Source organism: Thermoleophilum album (genome assembly GCF_028867705.1).
Taxonomy (GTDB): Bacteria; Actinomycetota; Thermoleophilia; order Solirubrobacterales; family Thermoleophilaceae; genus Thermoleophilum.
The window spans coordinates 1,042,419-1,057,499 of sequence record NZ_CP066171.1 but is presented as its reverse complement, the minus strand read 5'-3'; the positions used below and the strand labels follow the sequence as shown (position 1 = coordinate 1,057,499).

The following is a 15,081-nucleotide window of genomic DNA, read 5'->3' as shown; positions in this document are numbered from 1 at the left end:
CCCGGTCGATCGTCGCCACGCCCGTCCGATCCCGATCTCCGCTCGGTCCTCGCCTAACGCTCGAGGAAGGTCAGGCGGTACTTGCCGATCTGCAGCTCGTCGCCGTGGGTGAGGCGGTGCGACTCGATGCGGCGCCGGTTCACGTAGGTGCCGTTGAGCGAACCGAGGTCGTCGATGTAGAAGCCGTCGCGACGACGGACGACGACGGCGTGGTTGCGCGAAACGGTGACGTCGTCGAGGAAGACATCGGCGTTGGGGCTGCGACCGATCGTCGTGCGTTCGCCCGACAGCTCGAAGAGCTCTCCGGCTCGCCCACCCCCCGAGCGGATCACGAGCGCTCCGCCGGCCGCTGCCTCTTCGATATCGATCGGCCGAAGCTCGCCGCTCGGGTCGATCTGGTACGCCTCGGTGGTGCCGCCTTCGCTCTCGCCGATACGGGCCAGAAAAGCCCCGCAGCGCTGGCAGTAACTAGCGCTCTCGGAGTTGACGAATCCGCACTCCGGGCAGTGCACTCCGGGCTAGCCTTCGGTGTCGGGCAGGGACTTGCCGGCGAGAATGTTGGTGAGCTGTTCGACGTCGGCGCCGGTGATGATCGACTCGCCTTCTTCGCGACGCCGTCTGGGCCGGTTAACGAGCTCGGCACGGAGGATGTCGATCTTGCCGTGGAGAATGCGCCGTTTGTAGGAGATCTCTTGCTCCTCTTCGGTCAGCTGCTGGATGAGCTGCTTGAGCTCCTCGTCGCTGAGCGAGCCGAGGTCGGGAAAGGTGTCCATCATCCTCCTCGTTTCCCCCTTGGAACTCGAGTATACGAACCGTCAAGTTTGGCTTGAGGTTTTGGTCTGGAAATTGCGACCGTGTCGCTGCGCCGCTAGGCGGCGAAGGCCATGTAGCACGTAAACGCCTGTGGCGGCAAGGGAAATGGCCACACCTATGGCTACGACGATGGTCCAGACGTCCGCTGCGCTCCACAGCGCACCGGCGAGACCGAGAAACGTTACGGCGACCGCGACACGCCCAAGCGTGTTGACCTCGATCGCCAGTCCGCGCGCGAGCGCGTAGCGCGCCAGCGTGACGGTCGCGAGCTCGCGCGTGGCCGCCACCGCCACGAGCCACCAGGGCAGCGCGTCCATCGCCAGCGCTACCGCCCCGCCGACCACCGTCAACAGCCGATCGACGACCGGGTCGAGCAGCATCCCCAGGCGGCTGAACTGCCCTGTGAGTCGCGCTAAAAGACCGTCGAAGAAGTCGGCGAGACCGATGGCGGCGAAAAGCGACGCAAGTAGCGGGGAAGGCTGCGCGTAGACCACCGCCAGCACGACGAAGACGGCGAGCGCCGCGAGCCGCAGGTAGTCGACGATGTTGGGAATAGTGAGCGGTCGCAGCGGCCCCGCTGCGATCTCGTCGGCGCGGGGAAGGCGCGAGCGGTCGACCCCGAGCAGCTCGAGCCAGCGTCGGCGACGCGTGCGTTCGCTCACCTCTGCCCGCCGGCGCTCACGAGCTCGGCGAGCTCGTCGGCGGCACGTTCGATCGCGATCTGGCGCGCGGTCTCGCCGTCGCGACTGCGCAGATCGATTACGCCCTGCTCCACGCCTTTGCGACCGACCGTGACCCGCCACGGCAGACCGAGCAGGTCGGCGTCGTTGAACTTCTCGCCCGGCGTGGCCGTGTCGCGATCGTCGTAGAGGGCGCTCAATCCCCGCGCGCGCAGCTCGACGTAGAGGCGGTCGGCGACCTGGCGAGCGCGTTCGCCGGGACGACCGAGCGCGACGATGTGGAGATCGAAGGGGGCGAGAGCTGTGGGCCAGACGATGCCGGCCTCGTCGGAGCGCTGCTCGATCGCGGCAGCGACGACGCGCGCCGGGCCGATGCCGTACGAGCCCATCACGATCGGACGTTCTCGGCCCTGTTCGTCGAGGAAGGTCGCGCCGAGCGGCTCGGAGTAGCGCGTGCCGAGCTTGAAGATGTTGCCCACCTCGATCGCCGCTTCGATACGAATCGTGCCGCCACGCGGACAGCGGTCGCCGGCCTCGACACGACGGATGTCCGCCCACTCGCAATCGAAGTCGCGCCCGGGCTCGACCCCAACCAGGTGGGCGTCGGCTTCGTTGGCGCCGGTCACGAGCCCGCGCAGGCCGCGCAGCGCCTCGTCGGCGACGAGCGCACAGCCAAGTCCGACCGGGCCGATGTAGCCCGGCGGCACATGCAGCTCACGCTCGATCTCTTCGGCGGTGAGCTGGCGCACCTGCTCGCCGAGGTGGTTGCGCAGTTTCACCTCGTTGAGACGGTGGTCGCCGCGCACGAGCGCGACAAGCACACGGCCCGACTCGGTGCGCACCGGCAGCGCTTTAACGAGTGCGGCGGGAGGAACTGCGAGAAACGCCGCAACTTCCTCAATCGTCCGCTGGCCAGGGGTGTGGACCTTCTCGGGTCGCTCACGGGGTGCGGGCAGGTCGCCGGGCGCTCGTGGCGTGCCGCGCGCGATCTCGACGTTCGCGGCGTAGCCGGCATCGGAGAGCGCGATCTCGTTCTCGCCCGCTGGGCACGGCGCCATGTACTCGTGCGCACCCGAACCGCCCATCATCCCCACATCCGACTCGACTTCGTACCACTCGAGGCCGGCGCGGTCGAAGATGCGCGCGTAGGCGCCGCGGTGGAGCTCGTAGGAGCGCTCGAGCCCCTCAGCGTCGCGATCGAAGCTGTAGGCGTCCTTCATCACGAACTCGCGCACGCGCAGAAGCCCCGCGCGCGGGCGGGGCTCGTCGCGAGCCTTCAGCTGGAACTGGTAGAGGATCAACGGCAGCTGGCGGTAGGAGCGCACCTCGCGCGCCACGTGCCAGGTAACGGCCTCTTCGTGCGTCATCGCCAGAACTAGCTCCGCCTCGCGCCGGTCGCGCAGCTTGAAGAGCTCCTCGATCTGGGCGCGACCAGTGCGCTGCCACAGCTCGATCGGCTGGATCAACGGCATCAACATCTCCTGGGCGCCGATCGCATCCATCTCCTCACGGATGATCTGCTCGCAGCGGCGGTGGGCGCGCCACAGCGCCGGCAGAGAGGTCCAAAGACCGGCACCGAGCTGACGAGCGAGGCCGGCGCGCACAACCAGCCGGTGCGACACCGATTCGGCGTCGGCGGGGTCCTCACGCAGCGTCGGCAGGAAAAAGGACGACAGTCGCGCCATGCCGGAGCGCGGAGTCTATTCCTGTCCCGGGGCCGAAGCGGCTGCCACCGGCCGGGCGGGTGGCACCTGCCGGAGCGCGCTACTCCCGGACGCGGGCGAAACGCCTGCCGGCGACGCGTTCGCGCGCGGGCACGGCGTCACGCTCGCCGCCGCCGACTTCAATGCGACGGGGTTGCGCAGCTGCTTGCCCCGCCACTGGCAGCGGTGTCGCCTCGGCGAGCGCCTGCTCGGCAGCTGCTGCCGCCTCGAGCGCCGCGAGCCGCTCAGGCGTGAGATCGCCAGCGTTCTCCTCCTCGATCTTGCGCAGCCAGGCGGCGCCCTCGGCCGCCTCGCGCTCGTCGAAGACCGTGCGTCCCGCCGCGAGCGAAGCGTCGATCACGCGGAAGAGCTCGTCGACTAGCCGCTCCTGCGGGACCTTTCGCAGCGGCTTGCCGTGAGCGAAGATCAGACCCTCGTTGCGCGCCCCGGTGATGCCGAAATCGGCGTGGGCGGCCTCCCCGAGACCGTTCACCGCACAGCCGAGCACCGCTACCTCGATCGGTTCCGTGTAGTGCTGTAGCCGCTCCTCGATCTCGGCGACGACGGTGTCCATATCGAACTGCAGGCGCCCGCAGGTCGGACAGGCGATCAACACCGGGCCGCGCGCGCGCAGCTTGAGAGCCCGCAGAATCTCCCACGCGACCTTTACCTCCTCTTCCGCGTGGAAGGTCGACAGCGAGATGCGGATGGTGTCGCCGATCCCGTCGGCGAGCAGCGTCCCGAGCCCGACGGCCGACCGGATCGAGCCCGACCATTTCGTCCCGGCCTCGGTGATGCCGATGTGCAGCGGGTAATCGACCCGCTCGGCGAGCAGGCGGTTGGCGGCGATCGTGTCGGGCACGCTTGTCGACTTCACCGACACCTTGAAGTCGTGGAAGTCGAGCGATTCGACGAGCTCTACTGCCTCGACGGCGGCACGCACGAGCGCCTCGACAGGGTTCTCGCGCTCGAGCTCGTGCAGGTGCTTGGGCAGCGACCCGGAGTTCACGCCGATGCGCATCGGCACACCCGCAGCGCGCGCCTTCTCGACCACCTCGCCGAGTTTGTCGCGGCCGCCGATGTTGCCGGGATTGATGCGCACGCAGTGCGCGCCGGCATCGATCGCTTTGAGGGCGAGCGTGTGGTTGAAGTGGATGTCGGCGACGATCGGGATCGGCGAGCGCCTGACCAGCTCGCGCAACGCCTGCACGTCCTTGTCGCGCGGCACCGCGACGCGCACCAGATCGGCGCCGGCGTCGGCAATGCGCTGGATCTGGGCTAGCGTCGCCTCGACGTCAGCCGTCTCGGTTTTAGTCATCGACTGGACGGCGACCGGTGCGCCGCCACCGATCGGCACGCCACCGACCTTGATCTGCCGCTTCGACGCCACGTCCCGCCATGGTAGTTGACGGGCCCGAGCGCACCGCCCCCCGCCCGCCGTTGGGCCGCAGCGGGTCTCCGCAGGCTGCGACGGCCCTCAGCGGTCGATCACTCGGCGAGCGGTTCCTCGCCGCCGCCGGCGTACAGCTCTTCGATCACGGCGGCGTACTTTTCGTTGATCGGCTTCCGCTTGAGCTTCATCGTCGGCGTGAGCTCGTCGCCGCCCGGCTCCCACGGCTCGGTCAGCAGCGCGAAGCGCTTGATCTGTTCGACCCTGGCGAGCTTGCCGTTCGCCAGCGCCACCTCGCGACGCACCTGCTCGAGCACCAGTGGGTGCTTGGCAAGGGCTGACGGCTCTTCGGCGTCAAGGCCGTGCTGCTGCACGAACACCAGGAGGCCGTCGGGATCGAGGGTCAACAGCGCCACGTTGTAGGGGCGCCGATCGCCGATCACCGCCGCTTGGCCGATCAGCGGACCGGCCGTCTTCAGCCGCGCCTCGATGTTCGCCGGCGACATGTTTTTGCCAGCGGCGTTGATGATCAGCTCCTTCTTGCGATCGATGATGCGCAGGTAGCCGTCGTCGTCGAACTCGCCGACGTCGCCGGTCCGCAGAAAGCCGTCCTCGGTGAACGCTTCCCGCGTCTTGTCCGGCTTGTTGCGGTAGCCGCGCATGACGAACGGGGCGCGGATCAGGATCTCGCCGTCGCTGTCGAGCTCGATCTCGGCACCGGGCAGCGGCGGCCCGACCGTGCCGATCTTGATCCGCTCGGGCGGATTGCAGGTGCCGGCGCCCGCCGTCTCCGACATCCCCCACAGCTCGGCGAGCGGAATCCCGAGCGCGTGGAAGAACTCGATCACCTCGGGCGGACACGGCGCCGCGCCGACGTTGCACATCACGAGCTCGTTCATGCCGAGCATCGCCCGTGCGCCGGCAAGGATCTCGGCGTCGACCTGTCGCCATTCCGCGAGCAAGCGGTCGTCGGGACCGGGACCCTCGCCACGGAACGCCGCCTGCTCGGCACGAGTGCGCTCGAGACCGACCTGGAGCGCTCGCTCGAGCGGGCGGCGACGCTCGTCGGGTAGGTTCGCGACCATCGCTTCGAGCCCGGCACGCAGCTTCTCCCACACCCGCGGCGGCGCGAAGAACCACGACGGGCGCACTTCGGGGAGGTACGAGATCACCTCGCGCGGGTCGGGGCACGAGGTCGCGGAGAAGCCACAGAGCATCGGCAGGTAGTGGCTCACGGCGCGCTCGGCGATGTGCGCCATCGGCAAATAGGAAACGACCCTGCCGCCGAGCGGGAAGCGTAGGACCTCGTCGTAGGCACGCGCGCCCGCGCAGAGGTTGGCGTGGGTGAGCTCGACACCCTTCGGCGGGCCGGTCGTGCCGGAGGTGTAGATCAAGGTGAGAACGTCGTCGGGTCGAACCGACCGCCAGGTGGCGTCGAAATCGAAGCCGGCCGGCGCGCGCTCGACGACGTCGTCGAGGGACAGGCAACCATCGGCAGCGGGATCGTCGACCACGACGATGTGCTCCACTGTCGGCAACTCGCGCACCGCCGCGCGGATCCGGTCGAGGAAGGCGCGCTCGCAGACGATCACCGGCGACTCCGCGTCGGCCACCTGGTAGGCGATCTGTTCCGGCGACGACGTGTTGTAGATCGAGTGCGGGGTCGCGCCCAAGTGCATCGCCGCGGCATCGACGATGTGGAACTCGGGGCGGTTGCTGAGCATCAGAGCGATCGTTCGTCCGCGCTCGAGCCCGAGTCCCGCAAGACCGGCCGCGACCTCGCGCACCCGCTGCGCGTACTCGCTCCACGTGTAGACCGTCTCGCCGCCCTTGGTGCGAAGCGCGGGCGCGTCACCCATCTTTTGGACAGTGATCTGGAACGCCTCGCAGGCGGTTTGGGCGTCGAGAGCCGGCGGCCGCTCAGTTGGCCGTTCAGCACGCGTCTCGATAGTCACTGTTCTCCCCCTCCTCCGAAACCCTCGCAGGCGACTCTAACGCACTGTCAAGAGAGCGTCGACCGGGATCTCCCGGGCAATCGCGGCGAGCGCGAGTGGCGCTAGCGGACCCGGAAGCCCTCGTTGGTGAGGCGACCGATGTCGTTAGTGAGGCCAATCAAGAACAGCATCAGTACGAGCGCGAAACCGATCGCGCCCGACCGCTCCATGACGGCCGCGCGCACCGGCTTGCGCCGCACCTTCTCGACGAGCGCCCAGAAGATGTGACCGCCGTCGAGCGGCAAGAACGGGAACAGGTTGACGATCGCGAGCGACAGCGAGATCACGGCGATGATGGGGATCGCGTCGGCGGCGTCGACGACGATTGTGCGCCGTGTGACCTCGTAACCGCCGACGACGCCGCTGATCTCGCGCCGCTTTTCGGCGTCGAGCAGGCGCAGCGGCAACAGTGCGGTTTCGCGAGCTACAAACCAGAAGTTGCTCGCCGCCGTCTTAGCGCTGTCAGCGAACGGCAAACTGCGGCGCGGTCCGTCGGGGCTGAAGCGGAAACCGAGCCGCATGCGCCGCGCCTGTTCGTCGTAGAGGGGGCGTAGCGCGATCTCGAAGGTGCGCTCGCCGCGGCGGACGGTCACCCGCGCCGGTGTCGCGGCGCGGCAGCCGGGGCGCAGCACACCGGGGCAGCGGTGCGTCTGAAGCTGCTCGGCAAGCTCCGCGGCACCCCCGCGTCGCCCGTCGACGGCGACGATCTCGTCGCCTGGACGCAGCTCGCGCGCCGCCGGGTAGTCGCGCTCGACGGCCGCGACCGTTCGTGCGGGCTCGCGCGGCCCGAGAAACCAAAAGAACGCCAGCATCAGCACGAACGCCAGCAGCAGGTTCATCGCCGGGCCGGCGAGGATCACCACGACACGTTTCCACACCGGTTGGGCGAAATACGCGCGCGACCGCACCTCGGCGGGAAGCTCCTCTTCGGGGTTCATTCCTGTGATCTTCACGTAGCCGCCGAGCGGCACCAGGCCGATCGCGTACTCGGTTTCGCCGCGGCGAACGCGGGCGATCGTCGGCGGGAAAAAGAGCGAGAAGCGCTCGACGCGCATTCCGGTGAGCTTCGCCGCGGCGAAATGGCCGAACTCGTGTATGAGGATCAGCGCCGCGAACCCGCCGAAAGCGAGCAACCAGCTCACGCCCGCACCCCGGCGACGAGCTCCTCGGCGACGCGTCGGGCCTCGCTGTCGGCCGCCAGCACGTCATCGAAGTGTCGGACGGCACGCACCTCGCACCGCTCTAGCGCTCCCTCGACGACAGCGGCGATCGCACCGAACGGCAAGCGGCGGTCGAGAAAGGCGGCTACGGCCACCTCGTTGGCAGCGTTCAAAACACACGGCGCCGTGCCTCCTGCGCGACCCGCCTCGCGGGCGAGACGCAGACAGGGGAAGGTGTCCGTGTCGGGACGCTCGAACGTGAGGCGGCCGACCACAGCGAGATCGAGCCGCGGCACGGCCACGTCTTGGCGATCGGGGAAGTGCAGCGCGTACGAGATCGGCACGCGCATGTCCGGCAACCCGAGGTGGGCGAGCAGCGCGCCGTCGTTTAACTCCACTAGGCCGTGAACGATCGACTGCGGGTGGACGAGCACCTCGATCCGGTCGTAGTCGATGGCGAAGAGGTGGTGGGCCTCGATCACCTCCAGTCCCTTGTTCATCAGCGTGGCGGAGTCGACGGTGATCTTTCCGCCCATCCGCCAGGTGGGGTGCGCGAGCGCCTCCTCGACCGTCGCGTGCGCGATCTCCTCCCGGCTGCGCCCCCGGAAGGGACCTCCGGACGCGGTGAGCACCAAGCGCTCGACCGTGCCTGGCGCCTCTCCCCGCAGAAGCTGGAAGAGCGCCGAGTGCTCGGAGTCGACCGGAACGATCCGCGCCCCGGTGGCCTCGGCGAGCGCGGTGACGAGCTCGCCGGCGACGACGAGGCTCTCCTTGTTGGCGAGAGCCAGGTCGATTCCCTCGCCGAGCGCGGCGATCGTCGCGGTTAGACCGGCGGCGCCGACGGCGGCGTTGAGAACGACGTCGCAGCCGGCGTCGCAGATCAGTTCGATCGCACCCTCGCTGCCTGCGTGCACGCGGCCGCGAAAATGCTCGGCGGCCAGCGCGGCAGCGCCCGGGTCGGCAAGAGCGATGCGCTCGACTTCGAGCGTCTCGGCGAGCGCCAAAAGCTCTTTCCACGACCGGCCGGCGACGAGCCCGACTGCCTCGAGCTCGTCGCTTGCTTGCACCACCTCGGCGGCCTGGCGGCCGATCGACCCGGTGGCGCCGACGATTACGACCTTTCGCACCGGCGCCAGTCTAGGGAGCCGCGAACCCAGCCACGCGCAGACACCGCGAACGGTTGATCGCCGCTGCCACCTCGTAGCGGCGGGGACGGGCGAGGTCGAGGTGCAGCCGCTCCGCCCACCGTGCGAGCGCCCCACCGGCGAGCTCGGCTTCGACAGCGTCGAGCAGCGCTGGAAGCGGGCGCGCCCCGCGCGCGAGCTCGACCTCGCAAAGCCAGCGCAGCGCCGCGCCGACCGCCGCGGTCTGGGAGCGATCGACGAGCTGGGTCACGGCGGCGAGATCGATCGCCGAATCACCGACCTCGACCTCCGACCGCGACCTCGCTCGCACGCGCCAGTCGGCCGCCCCCGACCGACCGCGCCTGGGGCTCGCTACCTGGTCCACCAGGCGCGTGCGGATCGGACCGAAGGTGTCAGCCTCGCTGCGCCGGCCGCCGTGGCGAGCGGCGATCGCGTGCGCGCGTGCGGTCACGCCGCGCGGTTCGAATCGCTCCATGAGGATCACGCGATCGGCGACCGCCAGGTAGTCGCCGCTACCTCCGCTGACCAGCACCAGCGACACGCCGTGCTCGCGTGCGAGCTGTGGCACCAGATCGACCAGCGGCGTGATCGGCTCGATCTCCTTCGGCACCAAGCGCTGCATCCGCTCGTCACGGATGAGGAGGTTGGTAGCCGAGGTGTCTTCGTCGATCAAGAGCAGGCGGCTGCCCGCCTCGAGCGCCTCGCAGATCGCCGCGGCCTGCGAGGTCGATCCCGACGCGGAGCGCGTGGTGAAGTCGCGGCCGCTCGTGCCGGTCGGCAGGTCTCCGATGAACGCGCCGATGTCGACACGCGTGACCGCTCGCCCGTCCTCGGCACGTACGTGCACGGCGTCGGGACGTGTCACGCACAGCTCGCGACCGTCGCCGGGCACGTGGTCGTAGACACCGGCGGCGACCGCGCGCAAGAGCGTCGATTTGCCGTGGTAGCCGCCGCCCACGAGTACCGTCAGACCCTCGCCGAGCGCGAGGCCACGTACGCGTCCGCGGTGGGGCAACTCGACCTCGGCGGCGAGCTCGGGCGGCGCGGCGAGGGGTTTCGCCGCGGGGTCAGGCCGCTCATCGATGCCGCTTCGCCGGGCGAGCAGCGAACCGTCGGCGAGAAAAGTGACCCAGCGGTGTTCGCGCAGAAGCGCCCGCAGCGCACAGGCGTCTTCGACGCACGCGACGTGGCGGGCGAAGACATCACTCCCGATCGCGCTGTAGCGCAGACCAGCGACGACCCCGGCGAGGCGCTCGCAGACGAGCCGACGTGCCCCGGCCCCGTCGACACGGCGGCCGCGACCGGGAAGCGCAAGGCCGATGCGCAGGACCGCCGAGCCGTCGGGACGCAGCGAGCACGCCGTTCGCTCGAGGATCTCTTGACCGCCGGCATCGATGCGCACTGGCGACGGCGCTGCCGCTGCGGCGCGGCGAGCCAAAAGGTCGGCCACCGCGCGGCGACGGTCGGGCGTCGCGCAGAGATCGGCGGGCAGGTCGAGAAAGCGGCTGTCGACTGCGAGGCGGATGCGGCTGGGCGGAGCGAACGGATCGGGCTGGACGCGAAGGAACGCGAGCGTCCCGAAGGGCATCCGCCACTCCCCGACGAGCTCCCGATATGCGCCGTACCCGTGCCCGTCGAGCCGCTCGAACAGCCGTGCCAGATCGGCCACCGACCCACGCACTGCGTGTTGGCCGTTCGCGGTCGCCTGACGGCTCATCGGAACCCGAGCGCCAGCGCTACGTAGTAGCCGACGACGATCGCGAACAGCGCGGCGTCGAGGCGGTCGAGCACTCCACCGTGGGCACCGAACGTGCGACCGAGATCTTTCACCCCGAGATCGCGTTTGAGCAGCGACTCGAAAAGGTCGCCGAGCGGCGCCGCGATCGCCACCGCCGCACCGAGGAGGAGCGCGTCGGTGCCAGACAGCCAGTCCTGGTACAGCCCCGCGAACCACACCGCCAACGTGCCGCCTGCGACGCCACAGACGAATCCTTCGACCGTCTTGTTGGGCGAGATGCGCGGCGCGAGTGGCGTCGCACCGAACGCGCGCCCACCGAAGTAGGCAGCGGTATCGCCGAGGAAGGTGCCGATCAGGATGTCGACGATCAAACCGGCGCCGTGGTCGAGGTCGCGCAGCAGAACTGCGTACGCCAAGGGAACGCCGATCCAGACCGTGGCAAGCGCCGCCGCCGCCACTCCCCACGCTGCGTGACGCCGGTCGCGGCGAGCGGCCAGCGCGACGAAGGCAAGCGGCAGCACCGCCGCCACGCACACGGCGACTGCCTCGGCCCCCGCTGTGCGCGCGGCGACCACCGCGGCCGTCACGGCGGCGACCGCCGCGGCGACCGGTGGCCGCGCGCGACGCATCGCGAACGCCAACTCCCCCACCGCGATCCAGCCGAGGACCAGCACGCCGAGCGCGAAAACCCAACCGCCGGAGTTGATGATGAAGATGGCGTAGGCGATCGCAGGTAGCGCCACGGCCACCCGCGGGACCAGATCGCTGCTGCCCCTGCCACTACCGCTGACGCCGCCACGCGCACCGCGGACGCCGCGATCGCTGCGCTGCGCGGCACGCCGCGCACCGCCCCCCTGCTGCGGACGCCGATGGACGGTCGACACCGAGCGGCTCCTAGATGCGCGCGCCGAAACGTCGCTGGCGCGACGCGTACTCCTCGAGACAGGCCTCGAAGGCGGCGCGGTCGAAATCCGGCCAAAGCTCGTCGCGGAAGACGAGCTCCGAGTAGGCGATCTGCCAGAGCAGGTAGTTCGAGATCCGCCTCTCGCCGCTGGTTCGAATCAGCAGATCGGGGTCGTGCATCTCGGGGGCGTAGAGCAGCTTGCGGAACGCCTCCTCGCCGCCGCCCTCGTAGCGCCGGGCGGCGTCGAGGATCTCGGCTCGACCACCGTAGTTGAAGGCGACGAAGAGAGTGATGCGGCGGTTGTCGCGGGTCACGCGCTCGGCCCACTCCATGCGCTCGACAAGATCGGGATCGAGCCCTTCGCGCCGCCCGATGAAGCGCATGCGCACCCCTTCTGCATCGAGCTCGGGCGTTTCACGGTCGATGCGCTCGCGGAACATGCGCATCAACCCCTCGACCTCGTCACGGGGCCGGCGCCAGTTTTCAGTCGAGAACGAGTAGATCGTCAGCTCCTCGATTCCCAGCTCGACCGCGTCGCGCAGCCGCGCCTTGACGTTGTCGGCGCCGGCCTCGTGTCCAGCCAGCGTCGGTAGGCCGCGGCGCTGCGCCCAGCGGCCGTTACCGTCGGTGATGATCGCCACGTAGCGCGGCCGGCCCGCAGCGTTCGCGCTCACACCTCGAGGATCTCTCGCTCTTTGGCGGCGAGTAACTCGTCGATCTGGCCGACGAAGCGATCGGTCACGCGCTGCAGTTCGTTCTCGGCTCGGCGCTCGTCGTCCTCGCCGAGCTCGCCCTCGCGCTTGAGCTCACGCAGCTCGCCGAGCACCTCGCGCCGGATGTTGCGCACCGCGACCCGCCCCTGCTCGGCGATGTTGTGTACGACGCGAACGAGCTCGCGGCGTCGCTCCTCGGTGAGCTCGGGCACCTGCAGGCGGATCACGTTGCCGTCGTTGCTCGGCGTGAGCCCGAGATCGGACTCCAGCAGCGCCTTTTCGATCGCTGGGATGGAGTTCTTGTCGTAGGGCGTGACGACGAGCAGGCGCGCCTCGGGAGCGGCGATCTGCGCCAGCTGGCGCAGCGGCGTGCGCGCGCCGTAGTAGTCGACGTCGACGCGGTCGAGCAGGTGCGGCGAGGCGCGGCCGGTACGCACAGTGTGCAGCTCCTGGCGCGTCGCGTCGACCGACTTCGCCATCCGGCCTTCGGCGTCGGCGAGAAACTCTTTGACCAGCTCGTCGCTCACGATGAAACCAGCGTTCCTACACGTTCTCCCGAGACGATGCGCGCGATGTTGCGCTCGTCGTCCATGTTGAACACGTAGATCGGAACCCCTTCCTCGCGACAGAGCGACAACGCCGTCGCGTCCATCACCGCCAGGCGCCGTTCGATCGCCTCCTGGTGCGTGATGTGCTCGAGCAGCCGCGCGCTCGGGTCGCGCCGCGGGTCGGCAGTGTAGACGCCCTCGACCGCGTTCTTGGCCATCAGCAGCGCCTCGGCGTGGATCTCGAGTGCGCGCAGAGCTGCCGCCGTGTCGGTCGTGAAGAACGGGTTGCCGGTACCGGCGGCGAAGATCACGATCCGCCCCTTCTCGAGGTGGCGGATCGCGCGCCGGCGGATGTACGGCTCGGCGACCTCGGAGATCGTGATCGCCGACTGGACGCGCGTGACCGCCCCGATCTTCTCGAGCGCGTCCTGCAGCGCCAGCGCGTTCAGCACGGTGGCGAGCATCCCCATGTAGTCGGCGGTCGCGCGGTCCATTCCTTGGGCGGCTCCGGCGAGGCCGCGGTAGATGTTGCCGCCACCGACCACGACCGCCACCTGCACGCCCCGATCGGCGACGTCCTTGACCGCGCGCGCGATCGCGTCGACGCGCGCGGGATCCACGCCGTAGGCGGCGCTGCCCATCAGCGCCTCGCCGGATAGCTTGAGCAGGATCCTGCGAAAGCGCGGGGACGGCTCGCCGCCGCCGTCACCGCGAGGGTCGCGGCCCACTGCTGCCTGCGGCGGCTCGGCGGCCACGGCGCTGCCTATTCGCCGACCGCGATGCGAGCGAAGCGGCGGATCACGATGTTCTCGCCGGTCTTGGCAGCCAACTCCGCGCGCATCTCCTCGATCGTCTTGCCACCGTGCTTGTCGCGGTTGGCGTGCTCTTGGCGCAGCAGCACGACCTCGTCGAGCCACTTGTTGAGCCGACCCTGGGCGATCCGCTCCTGCACTTCCGGAGGCTTGCCATCCTGGGCGGCTTGCTCGCGCAACACGCGCAGCTCGGCTTCCCGCTCCTCGGCGGGCACCTCGTCCTCGGACACGTAGCGCGGCGCCGCCCAGGCGACGTGCAGCGCCACCTCCTGGGCGAACTCGCGGAACTCAGCGCTGCGCGCGACGAAGTCCGTTTCGCAGTCGACCTCGACGAGCACCCCGATCTTGCCGTCGGCGTGCACGTAGCTAGCCACGTAGCCTTCGGCCGCCTCGCGCCCGGCGCGCTTGGCGGCCTTCGCCTGGCCACGAACACGCAGAATCTCGACAGCCTTCTCGATGTCGCCGGCCGCCTCCTCGAGCGCGGCTTTGCAGTCCATCATTCCCGCGCCGGTGCGCTCGCGCAGCTCCTTGACGTCGCGGGCGGTGATAGTCGCCACTTTCGCTCAAACCTCCTCGTCGGGCTCGAAGGTACGAAGCTCCCGTAGCGCCACCTCGGCCGGCTCGGCGTCGGCCGGGGCATCGGGGGAGTAACCGGCCGCGAGCGCCTCCTCGCGGGCACGGCGCTCGCGTTCCTCGCGTTCGCGCTCCTCCCGCTCGCGGCGTTCGCGCTCCTCGCGTTCGCGCTCCTCCGCCTCGCGCTGCGCGCGCTCGGCTTCGAGAGCGCTGAAGCGCTCCCGGCCCTCGGCAATCGCGTCGGCGATCGCGTCGACGATCAGCCGGCAGGAGCGGATCGAGTCGTCGTTGCCGGGAATCACGTAGTCGATCGGGTCTGGATCGGCGTTGGTGTCGACCAGGCCGATGATCGGTATTCCCAGACGGCTCGCCTCGCGTACAGCTATCTCTTCGGTCTTGAGATCGACGATGAAGACCACATCGGGGAGACGCTCCATCTGCCGTACCCCGCCGAGCGTCGCGCGCAGCTTCTCGAGCTCGTGCTGGGCGCGGATCCGTTCGCGCGTGGGGAGCAGCTCGATCGTTCCGTTCTCGGTCCACTCCTCGAGCTCGTGCAAGCGCTGGATGCGGCGCGAGATCGTCGCCCAGTTGGTGAGCAAGCCACCGAGCCAGCGGTTGTTGACGAACGGCATCCCGCAGCGGCGAGCGGCCTCCTCGAGCGGCTCGCGCGCTTGCTTTTTCGTGCCTACGAACAGCACCGTGCCGCCGCGCGCGGCGACGTCGCGGGCGAACTCCTGGGCGCGACGCAAAAGCGGCTCGGTCTGGGTGAGATCGATGATGTGGATGCCGTTGCGCTCGCCGTGGATGAAGCGCCGCATCTTCGGGTTCCAGCGGCGCGTCTGGTGGCCGAAGTGAACCCCGGCCTCGAGCAGCTCCTTTATGCCGATCTCTCGCACATCGACTCCCTT

15 protein-coding genes are annotated in these 15,081 nt (G+C 69.5%); all 15 read right to left on the bottom strand.

Going from position 1 to position 15,081, the window contains the following annotated elements; translation table 11 throughout:
- Window positions 1-53: 53 nt before the first annotated feature.
- The 15 genes from JDY09_RS04970 to rpsB all read right to left on the bottom strand — a co-directional run bounded on the left by JDY09_RS04970 (window position 54) and on the right by rpsB (window position 15,069).
- Window positions 54-512, bottom strand: coding sequence for an FHA domain-containing protein (locus tag JDY09_RS04970; RefSeq protein ID WP_274715824.1), 459 nt, complete (start codon window positions 510-512; stop codon window positions 54-56).
- A 6-nt stretch (window positions 513-518) separates the two neighbouring features.
- Window positions 519-776 (bottom strand): hypothetical protein, encoded by a 258-nt coding sequence (locus tag JDY09_RS04965; RefSeq protein ID WP_274715823.1) that lies wholly within the window; start codon window positions 774-776, stop codon window positions 519-521.
- A 39-nt stretch (window positions 777-815) separates the two neighbouring features.
- Complete coding sequence (locus JDY09_RS04960) at window positions 816-1,475, bottom strand: CDP-alcohol phosphatidyltransferase family protein (RefSeq protein ID WP_274717975.1); 660 nt, start codon at window positions 1,473-1,475, stop codon at window positions 816-818.
- Window positions 1,472-3,178 carry a proline--tRNA ligase gene (locus tag JDY09_RS04955; RefSeq protein ID WP_274717973.1) on the bottom strand — a complete coding sequence of 569 codons (1,707 nt, stop codon included), beginning with the start codon at window positions 3,176-3,178 and terminating at the stop codon, window positions 1,472-1,474. Before JDY09_RS04955 ends, JDY09_RS04960 begins: the two co-directional genes overlap by 4 nt.
- 79 nt (window positions 3,179-3,257) lie before the next feature.
- Window positions 3,258-4,586 carry a flavodoxin-dependent (E)-4-hydroxy-3-methylbut-2-enyl-diphosphate synthase gene (gene ispG / locus JDY09_RS04950; protein ID WP_274717971.1) on the bottom strand — a complete coding sequence of 443 codons (1,329 nt, stop codon included), beginning with the start codon at window positions 4,584-4,586 and terminating at the stop codon, window positions 3,258-3,260.
- Window positions 4,587-4,684: 98 nt separating this feature from the next.
- Window positions 4,685-6,541: an AMP-dependent synthetase/ligase gene (locus tag JDY09_RS04945; RefSeq protein ID WP_274717969.1), complete on the bottom strand. Its 1,857-nt coding sequence runs from the start codon at window positions 6,539-6,541 to the stop codon at window positions 4,685-4,687.
- A 101-nt stretch (window positions 6,542-6,642) separates the two neighbouring features.
- On the bottom strand, window positions 6,643-7,722 hold the full coding sequence (locus JDY09_RS04940) for a M50 family metallopeptidase (RefSeq protein ID WP_274717967.1): 1,080 nt from the start codon (window positions 7,720-7,722) through the stop codon (window positions 6,643-6,645).
- A complete protein-coding gene (gene dxr, locus JDY09_RS04935; protein WP_274717966.1) occupies window positions 7,719-8,867 on the bottom strand; it encodes a 1-deoxy-D-xylulose-5-phosphate reductoisomerase in 1,149 nt (382 codons plus the stop codon). Before dxr ends, JDY09_RS04940 begins: the two co-directional genes overlap by 4 nt.
- A gap of 10 nt (window positions 8,868-8,877) precedes the next feature.
- Complete coding sequence (locus tag JDY09_RS04930) at window positions 8,878-10,602, bottom strand: ABC-ATPase domain-containing protein (RefSeq protein WP_274717965.1); 1,725 nt, start codon at window positions 10,600-10,602, stop codon at window positions 8,878-8,880.
- Window positions 10,599-11,507 carry a phosphatidate cytidylyltransferase gene (locus tag JDY09_RS04925; RefSeq protein ID WP_274717964.1) on the bottom strand — a complete coding sequence of 303 codons (909 nt, stop codon included), beginning with the start codon at window positions 11,505-11,507 and terminating at the stop codon, window positions 10,599-10,601. Before JDY09_RS04925 ends, JDY09_RS04930 begins: the two co-directional genes overlap by 4 nt.
- 10 nt (window positions 11,508-11,517) lie before the next feature.
- The gene (gene uppS, locus JDY09_RS04920; RefSeq protein ID WP_274717963.1) at window positions 11,518-12,201 is read right to left on the bottom strand and encodes a polyprenyl diphosphate synthase; all 684 of its coding nucleotides are present in this window, start codon (window positions 12,199-12,201) and stop codon (window positions 11,518-11,520) included.
- A complete protein-coding gene (frr, locus tag JDY09_RS04915; protein WP_428837463.1) occupies window positions 12,198-12,755 on the bottom strand; it encodes a ribosome recycling factor in 558 nt (185 codons plus the stop codon). The genes uppS and frr overlap by 4 nt, the downstream gene beginning before the upstream one ends.
- Window positions 12,756-12,763: 8 nt before the next feature.
- Window positions 12,764-13,429 (bottom strand): UMP kinase, encoded by a 666-nt coding sequence (gene pyrH / locus JDY09_RS04910; RefSeq protein WP_428837462.1) that lies wholly within the window; start codon window positions 13,427-13,429, stop codon window positions 12,764-12,766.
- 122 nt (window positions 13,430-13,551) lie between these two features.
- A complete protein-coding gene (tsf, locus tag JDY09_RS04905; protein ID WP_274717960.1) occupies window positions 13,552-14,157 on the bottom strand; it encodes a translation elongation factor Ts in 606 nt (201 codons plus the stop codon).
- Between the two features lie 6 nt (window positions 14,158-14,163).
- Window positions 14,164-15,069 carry a 30S ribosomal protein S2 gene (gene rpsB / locus JDY09_RS04900; RefSeq protein WP_274717959.1) on the bottom strand — a complete coding sequence of 302 codons (906 nt, stop codon included), beginning with the start codon at window positions 15,067-15,069 and terminating at the stop codon, window positions 14,164-14,166.
- Window positions 15,070-15,081: the final 12 nt, after the last annotated feature.